At 71.6% G+C, this 15013-nt stretch carries 14 protein-coding genes; 10 read left to right on the top strand and 4 right to left on the bottom strand.

Features of this window, described 5'->3' with window-relative positions; all coding sequences use genetic code 11:
- The first annotated feature begins 295 nt into the window (after window positions 1-295).
- The 5 genes from CCR97_RS08730 to CCR97_RS08710 all read left to right on the top strand — a co-directional run bounded on the left by CCR97_RS08730 (window position 296) and on the right by CCR97_RS08710 (window position 4924).
- Entirely contained in the window at window positions 296-1018 is a 723-nt protein-coding gene (locus CCR97_RS08730) for an ABC transporter ATP-binding protein (protein ID WP_111356419.1), read from the top strand.
- A gap of 63 nt (window positions 1019-1081) precedes the next feature.
- Entirely contained in the window at window positions 1082-2329 is a 1248-nt protein-coding gene (locus tag CCR97_RS08725) for an ABC transporter substrate-binding protein (RefSeq protein WP_111356420.1), read from the top strand.
- Between the two features lie 47 nt (window positions 2330-2376).
- Window positions 2377-3204, top strand: coding sequence for an ABC transporter permease (locus CCR97_RS08720; protein WP_111356431.1), 828 nt, complete (start codon window positions 2377-2379; stop codon window positions 3202-3204).
- A gap of 44 nt (window positions 3205-3248) precedes the next feature.
- Window positions 3249-3800: an OsmC family protein gene (locus CCR97_RS08715; RefSeq protein ID WP_111356421.1), complete on the top strand. Its 552-nt coding sequence runs from the start codon at window positions 3249-3251 to the stop codon at window positions 3798-3800.
- Complete coding sequence (locus CCR97_RS08710) at window positions 3797-4924, top strand: acyl-CoA dehydrogenase family protein (protein WP_201159432.1); 1128 nt, start codon at window positions 3797-3799, stop codon at window positions 4922-4924. The genes CCR97_RS08715 and CCR97_RS08710 overlap by 4 nt, the downstream gene beginning before the upstream one ends.
- Before the next feature lie 196 nt (window positions 4925-5120).
- Here CCR97_RS08710 and CCR97_RS08705 read toward each other — a convergent pair whose 3' ends face one another.
- Window positions 5121-5567, bottom strand: a complete 447-nt coding sequence (locus tag CCR97_RS08705; RefSeq protein ID WP_111356423.1) for a MerR family transcriptional regulator — start codon at window positions 5565-5567, stop codon at window positions 5121-5123.
- Between the two features lie 63 nt (window positions 5568-5630).
- Between CCR97_RS08705 and CCR97_RS08700 the strand changes: the two genes are divergently transcribed.
- Window positions 5631-7781 (top strand): heavy metal translocating P-type ATPase, encoded by a 2151-nt coding sequence (locus CCR97_RS08700; protein ID WP_111356424.1) that lies wholly within the window; start codon window positions 5631-5633, stop codon window positions 7779-7781.
- Between the two features lie 28 nt (window positions 7782-7809).
- Here CCR97_RS08700 and CCR97_RS08695 read toward each other — a convergent pair whose 3' ends face one another.
- Window positions 7810-8667 (bottom strand): DUF1206 domain-containing protein, encoded by an 858-nt coding sequence (locus CCR97_RS08695; RefSeq protein WP_111356425.1) that lies wholly within the window; start codon window positions 8665-8667, stop codon window positions 7810-7812.
- A gap of 382 nt (window positions 8668-9049) precedes the next feature.
- On the opposite strand from CCR97_RS08695, the gene CCR97_RS08690 reads away from it, so the two are divergent.
- The 4 genes from CCR97_RS08690 to CCR97_RS08675 all read left to right on the top strand — a co-directional run bounded on the left by CCR97_RS08690 (window position 9050) and on the right by CCR97_RS08675 (window position 12762).
- Window positions 9050-9625 (top strand): TetR/AcrR family transcriptional regulator, encoded by a 576-nt coding sequence (locus CCR97_RS08690; protein WP_146618691.1) that lies wholly within the window; start codon window positions 9050-9052, stop codon window positions 9623-9625.
- Entirely contained in the window at window positions 9622-10425 is an 804-nt protein-coding gene (locus tag CCR97_RS08685) for an HlyD family secretion protein (RefSeq protein WP_111356427.1), read from the top strand. The genes CCR97_RS08690 and CCR97_RS08685 overlap by 4 nt, the downstream gene beginning before the upstream one ends.
- Complete coding sequence (locus tag CCR97_RS08680; protein ID WP_111356428.1) at window positions 10422-11408, top strand: ABC transporter ATP-binding protein; 987 nt, start codon at window positions 10422-10424, stop codon at window positions 11406-11408. Before CCR97_RS08685 ends, CCR97_RS08680 begins: the two co-directional genes overlap by 4 nt.
- 220 nt (window positions 11409-11628) lie before the next feature.
- On the top strand, window positions 11629-12762 hold the full coding sequence (locus tag CCR97_RS08675; RefSeq protein ID WP_111356429.1) for an ABC transporter permease: 1134 nt from the start codon (window positions 11629-11631) through the stop codon (window positions 12760-12762).
- A 39-nt stretch (window positions 12763-12801) separates the two neighbouring features.
- Here the strand turns inward: CCR97_RS08675 and CCR97_RS08670 are convergent, their stop codons facing one another.
- Window positions 12802-13269 carry a nucleoside deaminase gene (locus tag CCR97_RS08670; RefSeq protein ID WP_111356430.1) on the bottom strand — a complete coding sequence of 156 codons (468 nt, stop codon included), beginning with the start codon at window positions 13267-13269 and terminating at the stop codon, window positions 12802-12804.
- 181 nt (window positions 13270-13450) lie between these two features.
- Window positions 13451-14770, bottom strand: coding sequence for a DUF2336 domain-containing protein (locus CCR97_RS08665; RefSeq protein ID WP_170146097.1), 1320 nt, complete (start codon window positions 14768-14770; stop codon window positions 13451-13453).
- Window positions 14771-15013 lie beyond the last annotated feature (243 nt).

The raw sequence follows: 15013 nt of genomic DNA, 5'->3' as shown, positions 1-15013 counted from the left end.
GATATCGGCCCATGCCGACGGTCTTGTCGAGAGCATCGCGCCCCGCGGACGCGCGATTGCCGCATCGCCGGGCAGCAGCCCGCCCCCGATCCGGCTCCTGCCCGAGGGGACGAGGCCGCGGGAGTCGGGTGCCCGCGGCCGGCGGCGCGCCGTGTTTCCCCTGAAAGAACCGAGTTTTCTCCGCAGCGGGCCGGGCGGAGAAGAACCATGTCGATTCCGCTCCAACAACGCATGGCACTACTCTTGCTTGAAGAGACGCGCATCCGGATATTTTCGTGACCAACGGAGAACCCCCGTGTCTCTTCCAGTCACCATCACCGGGCTGTCGCACCGTTACGGCCGTCGCGTCGTGCTCGACGGGATCGATCTCGCGGTCGCGGCCGGCGAGCGAGTCGCGCTTCTCGGTGCGTCCGGGGCCGGCAAGTCCACGCTAATGCAGATGATCGCCGGACTGGCGAAGCCGACCGAGGGGACCGTCACCATCGGCGGGCGCCCGGTCGACGGCCCCCTGCCCGGCGTCACCATGATGCTGCAGCGGCCGGCGCTGCTGCCGTGGGCGAGCGTGCGGCAGAACGTCGAGCTCGGTCTGCGCTTCTCCGGCCTGATGCGACGTGATCACGACGCGGCGCGGCTGCGCGTCAACGCGCTGCTCGCCCAGATCGGCCTGTCGGACCGCGCCGATGCGCTGCCGACCGAGCTGTCGGGCGGCCAGCAGCAGCGCGTCGCACTCGCCCGTGCACTCGCGCCGCGGCCCGACGTGCTGCTGCTCGACGAGCCGTTCTCGGCGCTCGACATGGGCACCCGCGCGGCGCTGCGCGCCGACGTGCTGCGCCTCGCGCTCGACGCCGGCACCACACTGATCCTGGTCAGCCACGATCTCGCCGACGCCGAAGCCTTGTGCACGCGCGCCGTGCTGCTGTCCGGCCATCCGGGCCGGGTCGCCGAGGATCTCGCGATCGCGAACGGCATCGACGCGGCGACGCGCGACCGCGTGGTCGCCCGCCTCGACGCCGCCTGACCGACGCGCCCGCCGCCGGCGCGGCCGACGACGACACCGACGACACCGATCGGAGCATTTTCGATGAGCCACGACGACGCCACCGGCGCCGACCACCCGCTCGCCCTCTCACAGGAGTGGTTCCGGGCCGACTGGACGCGGCGCGGCACGCTCGACGCACTCGCCCGCGGAGGGCTCGGCGCGATGCTCGCCGCCGCCGGCATCGGCACGACGGCGCACGCCTCCACCGACGAGGTGGTGCGCATCGGCTATCTGCCGATCACCGATGCGGCGGCGCTCCTCGTCGCGCACGCGCAGGGGCTGTTCGAGGCGGAGGGCCTGAAGGTCGAGCCGCCGACGCCGGTGCGCAGCTGGTCGGCGCTGGTCGAGGGCTTCGCGGCCGGACGCTTCAACGTCGTCCACTTCCTCAAGCCCATCCCGGTGTGGATGCGTTACAACAACAAGTTCCCGGTGAAGCTGCTCGCCTGGGCGCACACCAACGGCTCCGGCCTCGTCGTCGGTGCCCACACGACCATCCGCGAGTTCAAGGATCTGTCCGGCGCCCGCATCGCCGTGCCGTTCTGGTACTCGATGCACAATGTCGTCCTGCAGTACGGGCTGCGGCAGGTCGGGCTCACGCCGGTGATCAAGCCGGAGGGGGCGACGGTCGCACCCGGCGAGGTCGCGCTGCAGATCCTCGCGCCACCCGAGATGCCGACCGCGCTCGCGGCGAAGAAGATCGACGGCTACATCGTCGCCGAGCCGTTCAATGCGCTCGGCGAGCTGCGCGTCGGCGCCCGCATGCTGCGCTTCACCGGCGACATCTGGAAGAACCATCCCTGCTGCGTCGTCGCCGTGCACGAGCGCGACACGCAGGAGCGGCCCGACTGGACCCAGAAGATCACCGACGCCATCGTCAAGGCGCAGATCTTCGCCTCGAAGAACAAGCCCGAGGTGGCGAAGCTGCTCTCCAAGGACGGCAAGGGCTACCTGCCGGTGCCGGGCGACGTGGTGCTCAAGGCGATGACCGACTACGGCGCCGCCTACGACGCTTCCGGCGCGATCCGGCATCGCGACTGGAAGTCCGGCCGCATCGACTTCCAGCCCTGGCCCTACCCCTCGGCGACCAAGCTGATCATCGAGGCGATGCAGAAGACCGTGGTGGAGGGCGACACCGCCTTCCTGAAGGCGCTCGATCCTGAGTTCGTGGCGAAGGACCTCTACGACCTGCGCTTCGTCGAGGCGTCGCTGAAGACGAACCCGGGCTGGGTCGACGACCCGAGCGTCGACCGCGCGAGCCCGTTCGTGCGCGAGGAGATCCTGACACTATGACCATGACGGTGCTGGACAGGACGGTCTTGGACAGGACGCCCGCGGACATGACGATCGCGGAGCCGCGCACCCGGCTGCAGCGCGCCGGGCTGTCGGGCGATCAGCTCGCCGGCTATCTGCGCTGGGCGGCCCCGCCCGCCGCCGGCCTCGTCGGCCTGTTCGCCCTGTGGTGGCTCGGCGGCCTCGTCATCGCGTCGAACCCGCGGCTCGTCGCCTTCACGGGCTTCGCGCCCGCCCCGGCGCTCGCCGCCTTCGGCGAGCTGATCACGTCGGGCGACGCCTGGAAGGCCGCCGCCCCCAGTCTTTCGCGCGTGCTGCAGGGCCTCGCCGTCGCGGCGCTGATCGGCATCCCGGTCGGCATCGCGATCGGCCTCACGCCGCTGCTCGAGCGCGCCGTGCAGCTGCCGTTCCAGATCCTGCGCATGGTCTCGCCGCTGGCGTGGATGCCGGTCGCCGTGCTCGCCTTCCCGACCTGGAACGGCGCCATCGTGTTCCTGATCACGGCGGCCTCGATCTGGCCGATCGTGTTCGCGACCGCGGCGGGCGTGAAGCGCATCGACCCCGCCTGGATCGCGGTCGGCCGCACGCTCGGCGGCCGCGGTTTTGCCCTCGTGCAGGTGATCGTCGTGCGGGCCGTGGCGCCCGACATCCTCACCGGCTTTCGCCTGGCGCTCGGCGTCGCCTGGATCGTGCTGGTGCCGGCCGAGTTCCTCGGCGTCACCTCGGGCCTCGGCTACGCCATCAACGACGCCCGCGACACGCTCGAATACGACCGCCTCGCCGCGCTCGTTCTGCTGATCGGCCTGATCGGCTTCGCCCTCGATGCGCTCGCGGCCGCCCTGCTCGACCGCGCCCGCTGGACCCCGACGGCCTGACGCCGTCCTCGCCCCCACCCCGAAGGAAGCAACAAGGAGCCCCCATGAGCAGCGCCGTCGCCGTGAAGACCACGCTCGCCGCACCGTTCGAGCCGATCGACGCCGAGCGCCTGAAGGCGCTGGGCGACAAGGGCCGGTCCGACCCGTCCGCGGTTCGAACCGTCAAGGTCCGCACCGTCGCCGAAGGAAAGCGCTTCCGCCATCTCAATTACGTGCGCGACCTGGACGCCCATATCGTCGACGAGCCGCCCGGTCTGCTCGGCGACGACACGGCGCCGAACCCGACCGAGGCGCTGCTCGCCGCGCTCGGCTCCTGCGTCGCGGTCGGCCTGCAGGCCAATGCGGTGGCGCGCGGCTGGACCATCAAGGCGATCTCGGTCGAGCTCGAGGGCGACATCAACATCACCTCGGTGTGGGGCACGGGCGATCTGTCGCCCAAGCCCGTCGGCCTCACCGCGGTGCGGCTGAAGGCGCATCTCGACGTCGACGGCGCGACCGACGCCGAGATCGCCGAGGTGATCGCCCACGCGGCCCAATGGTCGCCGGTGCTCGGCACCGTCAAGAACCCGGTGCCGGTCGAGGTTTCGCGCGCATGAGCCTGGGGGTCGAGATCGCAGCTCCGCCGACGTCGCCGCCGCTCGCCGGGGCGGCGGGCCGCTCCGTCGCCGAGATCGTGGCGCGCGACCTCGTGCCACTCGCCCGCGCCATCGACGAGGACGGGCTCTACCCCGACCCGGTGATGCGCCATCTGGGCGCCGCGGGCGCCTATGCGCATCACACCGGCGCGCATCCGGCCGGCGGCCTCGTCGCGGCGATCGCCGACATGGCGACGGTCGGCACCGCCTGCGGCTCGACCGCCTTCTGCACGTGGTGCCAGGGCGCGCTGGCCTGGTATCTGGCGCGTTCGGAAAACCCGGCGCCGCGGCAGAAATGGCTCGCCGCCGTGGCGGCCGGCCAGACGCTCGGCGGCACCGGGTTGTCAAACCCGATGAAGACCTTCTCGAAGCTCGACCGGCTCGCCTTCACGGGCGAGCGGGTGCCGGGCGGCTGGCGGGTGTCGGGCCGCCTGCCCTGGGTCTCCAATCTCGGGCCGGATCATCTGTTCGCCTCGGTCTTCGCGGTCGGCGACGGCGAGGGCGGGCAACGCATCATGGCGGTCTTCGATTGCGCGGCGGACGGCGTGTCGCTGGTCGAGGTCGGGCCGTTCCTGGCGCTGGAAGGCACCCGCACCTACGCGGTGCTGCTGCGCGACGTCTTCGTGCCGGACGACGCCGTGATCACCGAGGACGCCGCCCGCTTCGTCCCGACCATCCGCCAGGGTTTCGTCCTGCTGCAGTTCGGCATGGCGCTCGGGGCGGCGCGCGCGGCGGCGGCGCTGATGCGCAAGGACGCGAAGCTCCTGGGCGACAAGCCCGTGGCGGTGCTGCCGCTCGATGCCGACGCGATCGAGGCCCGCGCGAATGCGCTCGCCGCGCGCGCCGCAGTGCTCGCGGCGTCACACGAGGATCCGTCACGCGGCGCGTTCCTCGAGGTGCTGAGGGCGCGGCTCGACGGCGCCTGGCTGGCGCTCGAGGCGACGCAGGCCGCCGTGCTGGCGCTCGGCGCCCGCGGCTACATGCGCCGTTCAGAAGTCCACCGCCGCCAGCGCGAGGCCCAGTTCGTGGCGATCGTCACGCCCTCGGTGAAGCACATCTTGACCGAGCTTTCGCGCGGCGTGTGAGGCCGCGTGTCCCTGGCGCGGCGCGACGCGCCGCGAACCGGGACCCAGGGGCGAGCTGACGAGGCGGTGGCGGACCGCTCACCGTACGGCCCGTCGTGCGGCCCTGGGCCCCGGCTCGGCGGCGCATCAGGCCTCCGGCCTGACGCGCCTTGTCCGGGGCACGCAGCCTTGATCCTGGGCCGCGCGGCAGTCCCCCTCACGCCAGCGCACCGTGGCGGTGCGGCTCGGCCAAAATCTCGATCACCCGGCAGTCGGCGACGCGGCCGCAGGCGCATTCGTCGATCATGCGGGTGAGCTCCTCCTCCAGCGCCTTCAGCTTGGCGATGCGGGCCCGCACCTCGGCGAGGCGCGCCTTGGCGATGGCGTCGGCCTCGCCGCAGGGCTGCTCCGGCCGGTCCTGGAGGGTGAGCAGCGTGCGGATCGCCTCGACGTCGAAGCCGAGCTCCCGGGCGTGGCGCACGAAGGCGAGCCGGTGCAGCTCCGCGCCCGTGTAGAGCCGCCGGTTGCCCTCGGTGCGGGCCGGCGCGGCCAGAAGGCCGATCTGCTCGTAGTAGCGGATGGTCGGCACCTTCACGCCGCTGCGCCGCGCCGCCTCGCCGATCGGCACTGCCTCGTCGACCGTCTCGGCCCCGTGTTGCGTCATGGCTCTTGCTCCTCTAGTCGCTAGAGGATGTAGGACGAGGCCCAGGATTTGAAAGGGCCTTCGATGTCGGACGTGGTCGAGACGCGCTATCGCGTGACGGGAATGGATTGCGGCTCCTGCGCCGCCAAGGTGCAGACCGCGGTGAGCCGGCTGCCCGGCGTGGCGGCCGTCGCCGTCTCGACGACCAGCGGCACCATGACGGTGACGCATCCGCCCGGCACGGCATCGCTGCCGACGCTGCGGCAGAGCCTGACGGCGCTCGGCTACGACGTCGCCCCGCTCGACGCGCCGGCCGCGGCGGACGCGGCCGACGCGGCGCACGACCACGCCCACGACCGCGGCGACGCGGAGGACGGGCCGTGGTGGCGCGGCCGCAAGGCCACGCTCCCGCTCGCCTGCGGGGCAGCGCTCGCCGCCGCCTACGCGGCCGGGCAGCTCGTTCCCGCGATCGAGACCTGGGCGTTCCTGGCGGCCCTCGCGATCGGGCTGGTGCCGATCGCCCGTCGGGCGCTCGCCGCGGCCCGAGCCGGCACGCCGTTCTCGATCGAGATGCTGATGACCATCGCGGCGGTCGGCGCCGTGCTGATCGGCGCGACCGAGGAGGCCGCCATGGTGGTCTTCCTGTTCCTGGTCGGCGAGCTTCTGGAGGGCGTCGCGGCCGGCCGCGCCCGCGCCAGCATCCGCAGCCTCTCCGCCCTGGTGCCCAAGACCGCGCTGGTCGAGCGCAACGGCGTAACCGAGGAGGTGCCGGCCGCGACTCTCGCGGTGGGCGCCGTGATCCTGGTGCGGCCCGGCGACCGCATCGCCGCCGACGGCGTGGTGGTCGACGGCCGTGCCGCGGTCGACGAATCCCCTGTCACGGGCGAGAGCGTGCCGGTGCAGAAAGCGCCCGGCGACACCGTGTTCGCCGGCGCCATCGTGACCGACGCGGTGCTGCGCGTGCGAGTGACGGCGACGGCCACCGACAACACCATCGCCCGGGTGGTGCGGCTGGTCGAGGAGGCGCAGGACGCCAAGGCGCCGACCGAGCGGCTGATCGACCGTTTCGCCCGCTGGTACACGCCCGCCGTGGTGGCCGTCGCCGCGATCGTCGCGGTCGCCCCGCCGCTGCTGCTCGGCGCGGCGTGGGGCGAGTGGATCTACAAGGGCCTCGCGCTCCTGCTGATTGGCTGCCCCTGCGCGCTGGTCATCTCGACGCCGGCCGCGATCGCAGCGGCGCTGTCGGCCGGCGCCCGCCATGGGCTGCTGGTCAAGGGCGGCGCCGTGCTGGAGACGCTCGGCACGATCAGGCACGCCGCCCTCGACAAGACCGGCACGCTGACCGAGGGCAAGCCGCGCGTCACCGACCTTGTCGCAGTCGGCCGCAGCGAACGGCAGGTGCTCTCGATGGCCGCGGCGCTCGAGACCGGCTCCAATCACCCGCTGGCGCTGGCGATCCTGTCGCGCGCCAAGGCGGAGGGCGCGCCGGTGCCGCCGGCCGCCGGCGTCACGGCGCTCGCCGGCGAAGGCGTTTTCGGAAGGCTCGGCGGCGAACCGCTGTTCCTCGGCTCGGCCCGGGCCGCCGCGGCGCGCGCCGCGTTCTCCGAGGCGCTGCGTGCCAACGTCGAAACGTTCGAGCAGGACGGCAAGACCGTCGCGGTGCTGCTCGCCGGCGACGCGGTCGCGGGCCTGATCGCGATGCGCGACGAGCCGCGCCCCGACGCCAAGGCCGGCCTGCGCGCCCTGGAAGCGGCCGGCGTCGCTCCCGTGATGCTGACCGGCGACAATCCGCGCACCGCCGCCGCGATCGCCGCCGATCTCGGCATTCCGGCCCGCGGCGGGCTGCTGCCCGAGGACAAGCAGCGCATCGTGCGCGAGCTGCAGGCGAGCGGCGGCGCGGTCGCCAAGATCGGCGACGGCATCAACGACGCCCCGGCGCTCGCCGCCGCCGATGTCGGCATCGCCATGGGCGGCGGCACCGACGTGGCGCTGGAGACCGCCGACGCCGCCGTGCTGCACGGCCGCGTCATGGACGTCGCCCGCCTTGTCGCGCTGTCGCGCGCGGCGACGGCCAACATCCGCCAGAACATCGTCGTGGCCCTCGGGCTGAAGGCCGTATTCCTGGTCACCACCATCGCCGGCATCACCGGCCTGTGGCCGGCGATCCTGGCGGACACCGGCGCCACCGTGCTGGTGACGGCCAACGCCATGCGGCTGCTGGCCTGGCGGATGTGACGAGCGGGTGTGAGGCGCGGATACGAGATCAGCCGCCGATCGTGCCGACCGCGCGGCGGGCTCCGCGCTCGATCCGATTCGTGACGTGGCCTGCCGCACCCGTGTCGATGCGGCGATAGCGCGCGACGGCGAACTGGAAGAGCCCGAAGGCGAACAGGCCGAGCGCCGTCGCGCCGAGCAGGATCCAGCCATAGGGCTGGTCCTGGAGGGTGCGCAGCGCTCCGGCGAGCCCGCGCGCCTCGCGGGCATTGGCCGTGACGGCGGCGACCACCAGGAACGCGCCGATCAGCCCGAACACCACCCCGCGGGCCGCGAAGCCGGCGCGGCCGAGCGGCTCGACCCAGCGCGCCGCGTCGCCGTCGCAGGCGAGCCCCTCGGTGACGCCGCCCTTCCAGGCGCGGGCCACGAAGACAAGACCGCCGGCCGCGATGCCGAGGCCGACGATGCCGAGCAGCCACTGCCCGGCCGGCACCGACAGCACCGAGGCGGTCCAGTCGCGCGCCGACGCCTCGCCGTCGCCCGACCCTGCCGCGTAGCCGAACGCCCAGCCGAGGGTGGCGAGCGCAAGCGCGCCGTTCAGCACCGCCGAAATGCCGTAGGTGCCGCGCTTCAGGAGAGCCTTTCGGTCGCGCCCGAGATGGTCGGCGTCGAGCACGGATTGCAGCACCCGCCAGGCCGCGAAGCACAGGAGCCCCGCCGCGACGAGTCCGAGCCACACGGTGCCCAGCGGCTGCTCGAGCAGCGTCTGCAGCGCGCCCTTCGAGCCCGTCGTCGCGCCCCCGCGGCCGAGCGCCGCCAGCACGGCCAAACCGCCGACCAGGAGATGGACGATGCCGCGCGCCGCGTAGCCAAGCCGCGCCAGACGCTCGACGGTGTTGGCCTGCATGGGCGTCCTCCAGGGATGTCGCCAATGGTCAACCGGAACTGCCGAAACCTGTTCCGGTCGCGCCCGGCGCGAAGGCTGGTCCGATCCCGTCCGTATGATTGCGCAGACGCGCATTTCGAGCCGCCCTGGGGTTGCAACCCGAGACGTGCAGTCATAAATATGACTGACCAGTCAGTCAGAGATGCTGATCATGGATACGCCGAAGCGCCGAAAGCCGACAGGCGCACCCCGATCCGAAAAGCGCGAGATCCGCCCTGCCGCCGCCGCTCCGGCCGTCAAAGCCGGCGCGCCGCCAGCCCCCGGTGGCGCACCGGAGCCGCCTCCCGCCCCCCTTCCCGGCGCGCCCCCTGCGCCCCGCGGCGTCCGGGCCGAGAAGACCGCGATGCGGCGCGCGGCGATCCTGGCGGCGGCGCTCGACGAGTTCAGCGAGCGCGGCTTCGCGGCGGCGCGGCTCGACGACGTGGCCAGGCGCGCCGGCGTCGCCAAGGGCACCATCTACCTCTACTTCGAGGACAAGGAGGCGCTGTTCCAGGAGCTGATCACGACCATGATGGGTCCGCTGGTCGCCGACCTGAAGGCGTTGCCGAACCAGGAGCTGCCGCCGCGCGCCGCCCTCGAGCATCTGCTCGCCGTGTTCGCCAAGGAGGTGCTCGGCACCGAGCGGCGACGGGTGCTGCGGCTGGTGCTCTCGGACGGCCCGCGGTTTCCGCGCCTCGCCGAGTTCCACTACCGCAACGTCGTGATGCCGGCGCTGGCCGCCGTCCGGGCGCTGCTCGTCGAGGCCGCCGCGCGTGGCGAGGTGAATCCGCGACTGGTCGACTTCCCGCAGCTCGTCGTCGCCCCGGGCCTCATGTCGGTGATCTGGTCGAGCCTGTTCGACCGCTTCCTGCCGATCGATCCGGAAGCGATGCTGCGCGCCCATCTCGACATCCTGTTCGATCGGGGAGAGCCGCGATGACCCGGCCTCGCAACCGCATCGCCGCCGCGGCGCGTCTTTTTCTCGTGGCCGTGCTGAGTGCCGTGCTCGCCGGCTGCAACGACGCTCCGAAAACCTATCAGGGCTGGATCGAGGCGAACCTGATCTTCGTCGGCCCCGACGAGGCCGGCCGGGTGGAGACGCTCTCGGTGCGCGAGGGCGACAAGGTCGAGGCCAAGGCGCCGCTGTTCACGGTCGACGACGCGCTGCAGCGCGCCGAGGTGAACATGTACGAGGCGCAGCTCGAGAACGCGCAAGCCGCCTATGCGCGGGCGCAGACTCTCCTCAAAACGCAGTCCGGCACCCAGCGCAACTACGACGAGGCCGAAGCGGCGCTGCGCACCGCCAGGGCACGGCTCGTCACGGCCAAGACCCATCTGGATCGGCGGGTTCTCGTGAGCCCGGTGACCGGCACGGTACAGCAGATCTACTTCCGCCCCGGCGAGATGGTGTCGGCCGGCAAGCCGGTGCTCGCCATCCTGCCGCCCGGCAATCTCAAGGTCCGCTTCTACGTCCCGCAAGAGACGCTGCCTCGCCTCGCCTACGGCAACACGGTCAAGGTGAGCTGTGACGGCTGCGCCGGCGACATCACGGCGAAGGTGAGCTTCATCGCCCGCTCGGCCGAGTTCACGCCGCCGGTCATCTACAGCCTGCAGGAGCGCGACAAGCTCGTCTTCCTGATCGAGGCGATCCCCGACAAGCCGGAGGCCGTGCGGGTCGGCCAACCCGTCGACGTCGCGATCGGCGGCGCAGCGCCGGTCACCACCGGGGCGGCGCGATGACGGCCCCTGCCCCCGCACCGGCCGCTTCGCCCGCGTCGCAACCTCCGGCGGACGATCCCCACGCCATCGCGATCGACGTGGAGGGGCTGACGAAATCGTTCGGCAGCACCGTGGTGGTGCGCAATCTCACCATGCAGGTGCGGCGCGGCCTGATCTACGGCTTTCTCGGGCCCAACGGCTCCGGCAAGACGACGACGATCCGGATGCTGTGCGGCTTGCTCACGCCCGACTCCGGCCGCGGCACCTGCCTGGGCTTCGACATCCGCAAGGATGCCACCGAGATCAAGCGTCACGTCGGCTACATGACGCAGCGCTTCAGCCTCTATCAGGACCTCTCGGTGCGCGAAAACCTGGAGTTCGTCGCCCGCGTCTACGGCCTGCCGGACCCGCGCGGCGCGGCGCGCGACGCCATCGCCCGGCTCGGCCTCGAAGGGCGCGCCGAGCAGCTCGCCGGCGCGCTGTCGGGCGGCTGGAAGCAGCGCCTGGCGCTCGGCGCCTGCACGCTGCCGGATCCGAAGCTGCTGCTGCTCGACGAGCCGACCGCCGGCGTCGATCCAAAAGCGCGGCGCGAGTTCTGGAACGAGATCCACGCGCTCGCCGCGCAAGGCCTCACCGTGCTGGTCTCGACCCATTACATGGACGAGGCCGAGCGCTGTCACGAGATCGCCTACATCGCCTACGGGGATCTGCTGGCGCAGGGCACCGTGCCCGAGGTGATCGCGGCGTCGCATCTGACCACCTGGACGGTGTCCGGGCCGAACCTCGTCGCGCTCGCCGAGACGCTGTCGAAGCGCGACGGCATCGCCATGGTGGCGCCGTTCGGCACCAGCCTGCACGTCTCCGGCCCGGACCACGACAAGGTGAATGCCGCGATCGCCGACTTGCGCAGCGATCCGGCACTCGCGTGGGAGCAGGCGCAGCCGTCGCTCGAAGACGTGTTCATCGACCTGATGGGCCGGGCGCAGCAGGGAGGCAGGGCGTGATGTCCCGCCCCCATCGCGCGTCATGGCCGGGCTCGTCCCGGCTATCCACGCCGCCTTCCGTCGTCACCCTGAGGAGGCTGCGAAGCAGCCGTCTCGAAGGGCGAGGACGGCCTCGGCGTCGGGGCCACATGGTTCGAGACGCGCTCCTGCGGAGCGCTCCTCACCATGAGGGCGACTCCGGTCGGGACACGCGGCCGTTCCAGAACACTCGGAGCCGGTCATGATCCACACCGGCACTGTGATGTTCCTGCGGCGGGTCGGCGCCGTGCTGCTGAAGGAGGTGCTTCAGCTGCGGCGCGACCGGGTGTCGCTCGCCACCATGATCACCATTCCGCTGATGCAGCTCCTCCTGTTCGGCTATGCCATCAACACCCAGCCCCGGCACCTGCCGACGGCGGTGCTGCTGCAGGAGCAGAGCGACGTCGGCCGCTCGATCCTTCGCGCGTTGGAGAACACGCGATACTTCACGATCGTGAAGGAGGTGCACGACGAGGCGGAGTTCGATAGACTTCTACAATCCGGAACGGTGCTGTTCGGCATAGAAATCCCGGCGAACTTCGAGCGCGATCTGCGCCGCGGCGACCGTCCCGCGATCCTGGTCGCGGCGGATGCGACCGATCCGGTCGGCTCCGGCGCGGCGCTCGCCGCGTTGTCGAGCGTCACCACCACGGCGCTGCGCTGGGACCGGTCCATCCCGGAGTTCACGCCGCCGCCGTTCGAGGTCCGCGCCCATGCCCGCTACAATCCGGCGGCTGTGAGCCAGCTCAACATCGTGCCGGGCCTGCTCGGCACCATCCTGACCCTCACCATGCTGATCTTCACGGCGCTCGCGGTGACGCGCGAGACCGAGCGCGGCACCATGGAGACGCTGCTCGCTATGCCTATCTCGCCGGTCGAGATCATGCTCGGCAAGATCGCGCCCTATGTGGTGATCGGCTTCCTGCAGGGCTCGCTGATCGTCGGCGCCGGCACGCTCCTGTTCGCCGTGCCGATCTTCGGCAATCTCGCGCTGCTCGCCGCGCTGACGACGTTGTTCATCGCCACCAACCTGTCGGTCGGCTACACGTTCTCGACGCTGGCTCAGAACCAGCTCCAGGCCATGCAGATGGCGATGATGTACTTCCTGCCGAACCTGCTCCTGTCCGGCTTCCTGTTCCCGTTCGCCGGCATGCCGCAATGGGCCCAGTATGTCGGCGAGACGCTGCCGCTGACGCACTATCTGCGCATCGTCCGCTCGATCATGCTCAAGGGCTCGACGCTCGCCGATCTGCGCTACGACACCCTGTCGCTGGTGGTGCTGATGCTGATCGCGATGACCATCGCGGTTACGCGGTTCCGGCGGACGCTGGATTGAGCGACCTGGATTGAGCGGCGAGGTCCGGCCCCGCGCCGCTCAGTACCGCACCTTGTCGGCCTTCGTCTCCCAGCAGCGGAACGTCTCGGCCGCTTCCGCGGCGGCGAGGCGGCGCAGCGGCAGCTTTCGCGCCGCCAGCGGGCGCGCGACCTCGTCGTAGAGCGCCTGGTCGTCGAAGCCGATCGCCGCCGCGGCGTGGCGGTCGTTGCCGTAGACGATCTCGCCGACCCGTGCCCACCACAGGGCCGAGAGACACATCGGACACGGCTCGCAGCTCGTGTAGACGATCGCACCGTCGAGCACGTGCGTCCCGAGTCGCCGGCAGGCGTCGCGGATCGCCACCACCTCGGCATGGGCGGTCGGATCGCCGTCCGGGACGACGCGGTTGGCGCCCTCGCCGACGATGGCACCGTCCTTCACCAGGACGGCGCCGAACGGCCCTCCGCCGCTCGCGACCGACGCGTCGGCGAGCGCGATGGCGCGCCGCATGAAGCCGAGCTCGTCCATGTGCCTCCCCCTGCGCGTGTCCGCTCCGCGATCTCTGTCGGGGAAATCATAAGGCGGCCGACCGAGCCGGCAAGCGCGCGTTCGGACCCTGCTCTTGAAACGAAAGAGCGCGCGCCCTCGCGGGCGCGCGCTCGACCGGAAGGCATTCGCGCGGGGCGACCGTGCGAAACCTCCGGATCCGTCACAGCATGCGGCGGAATTCCGTCGTGGAGGGCGACTTGCGGGCCTTGAGGTAGCGCACGGCGCGCTCGGTGATGTCGCCCGAGAACGTGATGTAACGATCGAAGGCCGCCTTGTAGTCGACGCGGGCGTTGCGGGTCATCAGCACCGTGAAGACGCTCTTGGCGTCCGGCCAGCCGAGCCCGGCCGCCTTGCACAGCACCAGCGCGCCGTCCTCGAAGCCGAGCCGCACCAGATTGCGGATCGCCTCGGCCGGCACCTTGGTGAGGCGGGCCAATGTATCGACGGTCTCCTCGAGCCGGCTGTCGCGCGCCGCGGCGACGAGCTGGCTGCGCAGCTTGGCGGTGCTCTCGTCGCGATCGGCCTCGGTCGGCCGGGTGCGGGCGGGCGTCCGGCTCGGCGCCTCCTCGTCGGCGGCGGTCGTGGGCAGCATGCACTGCGCCATGCGGCGGCGCACGTCGGGATCGGGATCGCGCAGGAGCTGCTGGCGCACCGGCTCGGCGACGAGCCGCACCAGCGCCGCGAACATGTCGGCCGGCAGCTCGCGGCGATGGACGATGTGGCGGGCGAGCTCCTCGTCCTGGCGGGCGCGGCCGGCGAGGCGCTGGAAGCCGCCGCGCGAGATCAGCGCGCCGTCGTTGGCGGCGACACGGTGCGTGACGGCGGTGTCGCCGCGCTCGACCAGCACGTCGGTCACCTTCTCGGGCACCATGATGCGGCCGGCGAGCGCGAAGAGATGCGCCTGGCTCTTGGCGCGAGCGATGCGCACCAGGAAGTCTTCGGCGAGAATCGGCGACCGCTCGAGCACCGGGCCGGAGACTGCGATGTCGTCGTCCTCGGCGAGCCGGTGGATCACCTTGACGGGGGCGCGCTGCACCGGCGCGATGCGGACCGAGAGCTGCGCCATCGCGCTGTCGGTGGTGTTGTCGAGCAGATGGTGCATCACGGTGTCGAACAGCTCGAGCTGCTGCTCGGTGTAGGCATGAACACCGCGGAGGAAGAGCTCGGCGACGCGGAGCACGTCGTCGCCGCGTTCGGCGGTGCGCAGCGCCTGCGGGTCCGGCAGCGCGCTCTCGTCGAGCTCGCCGTCCGTGAAGGCGACGCCGACCCGGTGGCGCTCGCGCCAGGCGATCGCGCACTCGCGGGTGTCGCCGTCGAAGCTCAGGCTGAACGTCTCCGGCAGGCTCTCGATGTCCGAGACCAGGACGCAGGCGCCGCCGCGCGACACGTTGAGGACCGCGCAGTCGCGGACGAGTTCCTCGCCCGTGATCTGGCCCATCTTCAGCGTCAGGTAGCGCGGATACTGGCGGTTCTGAGTCATGGATTCGGCTCCCGTCGGACGACGCACGTTCTCCGACCCTCCCAAGATGCCACCGCGCCCCATGACATTCGGTAAAATGAAAGATTCCGATTTGTCGTAATCTTGTGTTTCTCCGGCGCCTCTCGGCCCCGCCACGGCGGGCCGACCGCCCTCCCTCGCCCGCCCGCGCCATGGTGCAAAGTCGCGCGCATACCACTACATGTGGGCGTGACGCCGCTCACGGACGCGCCCCGGGCGCCCCGG

It is taken from the genome of Rhodoplanes elegans, assembly GCF_016653355.1.
Taxonomy (GTDB): domain Bacteria; phylum Pseudomonadota; class Alphaproteobacteria; order Rhizobiales; family Xanthobacteraceae; genus Rhodoplanes; species Rhodoplanes elegans.
Note: the sequence above shows the minus strand (reverse complement) of the source record. Positions and strands in the feature narration are given on the sequence as shown.